General features: G+C 40.9%; 2 protein-coding genes. Both read left to right on the plus strand.

Going from position 1 to position 2557, the window contains the following annotated elements:
- Nucleotides 1–1683 (plus strand): trypsin-like peptidase domain-containing protein (locus tag AC1DG9_RS25985; protein WP_477635560.1); only part of this gene is annotated, 1683 nt, incomplete at its 5' end.
- A gap of 610 nt (nt 1684–2293) precedes the next feature.
- Entirely contained in the window at nt 2294–2551 is a 258-nt protein-coding gene (locus AC1DG9_RS25990) for an RNA polymerase sigma factor (RefSeq protein ID WP_477635561.1), read from the plus strand.
- The last annotated feature ends 6 nt before the right edge of the window (nt 2552–2557 follow it).

The following is a 2557-nucleotide window of genomic DNA, read 5'->3' on the forward strand; positions in this document are numbered from 1 at the left end:
GTATTCCTACTACTGCTGTCTGCCCAATGCTTCGGTCAGAAATTTCGTCCCAAAAAACTAGAAGAAACATTATCTATAGCCGTAAAAAAAGCATACGGTGCTAGTGTAAGGATATGGGGTTATGATACATTGAAAAAGGTGCAGACTAGTGCTCAGTTTACGGGTGTAGTGGTTACTGCCCAAGGCCATATTCTAACAGCGGCACATGTGAATCAACCTGATAATACTTATTTAATCATGTTCCCTAATGGGAAATCGCATGTCGCACGCGGGCTCGGTGAAATTGAATTTACTGAGAATAAGATGTTTCCCGATGTAGCACTGATGAAAATCATCGAAGCTGGTGCCTGGCCTTATGCCGAAATGGGCTGGTCATCTTCCCTAAAGATAGATGAACCTTGTTTAAGTATCGCTTACCCGGAAACACTAAATCAAACACTGCCAACCCTTAGGTTTGGCCGGATCACGGATCTGAAAAATCAGTTTGGGTTTATTCAATCAACTTKCGTCATGGAGCCGGGGGATTCAGGGGGTCCGCTGTTTGATCATTTTGGACGGGTTGTTGCGTTACACAGTGCAATTGGAACCGATGAAGATGAAAATTATGAGATCCCTATCGATCTTTACCGGAAATACTGGACAGCCTTAAATGTCTCCAAAACTTACGGTGCACTCCCTTCAAATGAGGATGCTGTTGGCAATGATCCGCTTCAATCGGCAATTCTGAATATTCCTGCCCTCCAAGATCAACAGGGTAGTTTTTCTACCCTGACTACAGAGCTAAAGGAGAGTTGTTTAGGTATTAGCAGTACGGTACATGGCAAAACACAAAAAATTAATGGAACTCTAATCTCCCTGACTGCAAGATCAGCCGTTGGTAACAATGTCATCAATAGTCTTGTGATCAGTAAGAGTTCCTTAATTGGCGAAGATCCGGTTGTATTTACTGCGAATAAATCCTTTGCGCTTAAAGTCATTTTGCGTGATCCTGAAAACGACCTTGTGCTGCTGCAACCGATAGGTTCAATTCAGGGCGGTATACAATTAAAACAGTTTAACCGGGATAGCTTATCCTTTCAAAGACTGGGTAAATTTCTGATTTCACCGCTACCAGATCGCCCTGATCAGGTCAGTGTAATCGGGAGTATGTATTTTAATGCCCCAAAAAGGTTTAGCATTGGATATTTAGGGGCTATGGCTACATTCAAAGATAGCAACATTGTGATTACTGCAGTCCAGCCAGGTTCTCCGGCCGGAATAAGTGGGATAGCCGTAGGTGATCGGGTTCTAAGTATCAATGATATGGCGATCAATAAGCCCGAAGACTATGGAGCCGAGTTGATGAAGTTCTGGCCGTTTGATTCACTTACCTTTAAGATAAAACGATTAGATCAACTCTATTTCAAAAACCTGACTTTGGATGTATTCAAATCGCCTTTATCAACGCATCCAGCAGAACTGTTTAATGGAGGTAAAAGCATCAGACGCGATGGGTTTACGCAGGTGTTTAGTCATGATGGCAGGGTCAAGCCCGAGGAATGTGGCGGTCCTGTTTTTGACCTTAAGAATCGTTTCTGTGGCATTAATATAGCGCGTTCCAGCAGGACAACTACACTGGTTGTTCCGACCGAGGTATTACTGCGTTTAATTGAACGTTATCAAAGCAGTCTGCCAACACGATAACTTCATAAGTCAATGCATAATCTACTGAAGTAAAAAAGGCGACTATTTACCCACTATAGGTACGGCAAGTGGCTAAGTGTAAGCCACCGGGAGAGCAATATTGCTTCCAAAGCCGCTAACCAACATTTTGGCTTTCGATACAGCCATCGAGAAGCATGTAATTGGCTTGATGGAACTACTGAAGATGTACTTTACTATGTACTTGACTTGCCGAAAGGTCAAATCAATGAGCAAAATATGTTGTCCATTGTTAAATAAATGATAATTTAATGTTATTTAAATCATGTAATTTTATTGCATGAAATTCTCTGTATATGTAATTTATGAACTGCTGATGAGAGCCCAAGAATTTGATCCGGGAATAGGTGAATATCAGTCATATAGAAAAATAAATGCAGGTATTTCAGTGCTTATCTTTTAGACAGGCAGTTCAATAATCCTGCTTTGGTCACCAGGGATGATATTTTAGGCCTTTTATCAACTTACAAGCCAAAACAACGCTTTTAAATAAAGGTTGAATGTCTTTTGAGATGCATCTCTTAACAAGATCCGAAGAACAATATTACAATTAACATTATGGTAATGCAGGAGGCTTTTTAAACATTTAGTTTTGCTGAATGAATTATTTGTTCAGCGAATGATAAAAGATTACCACAAACTATCCGACCACTTGCTACTTGAAGAATGTCGCCTGAACAACCTGAGGGCATATGATCAGTTGTTTGAACGGTATTTTGGTAAACTCTACCAGTTCTCCTTGAACTACGTTAAAAATTCCGCCGTGGCCGAAGAGTTGGTTATGGACCTGATGTTCAACATCTGGAAAAAAAGGATGGATTTGGAGGTTACCGGAGAATTCAGTGCCTAATTGTTT

This window comes from Pedobacter sp. 05L430, from assembly GCF_056397585.1.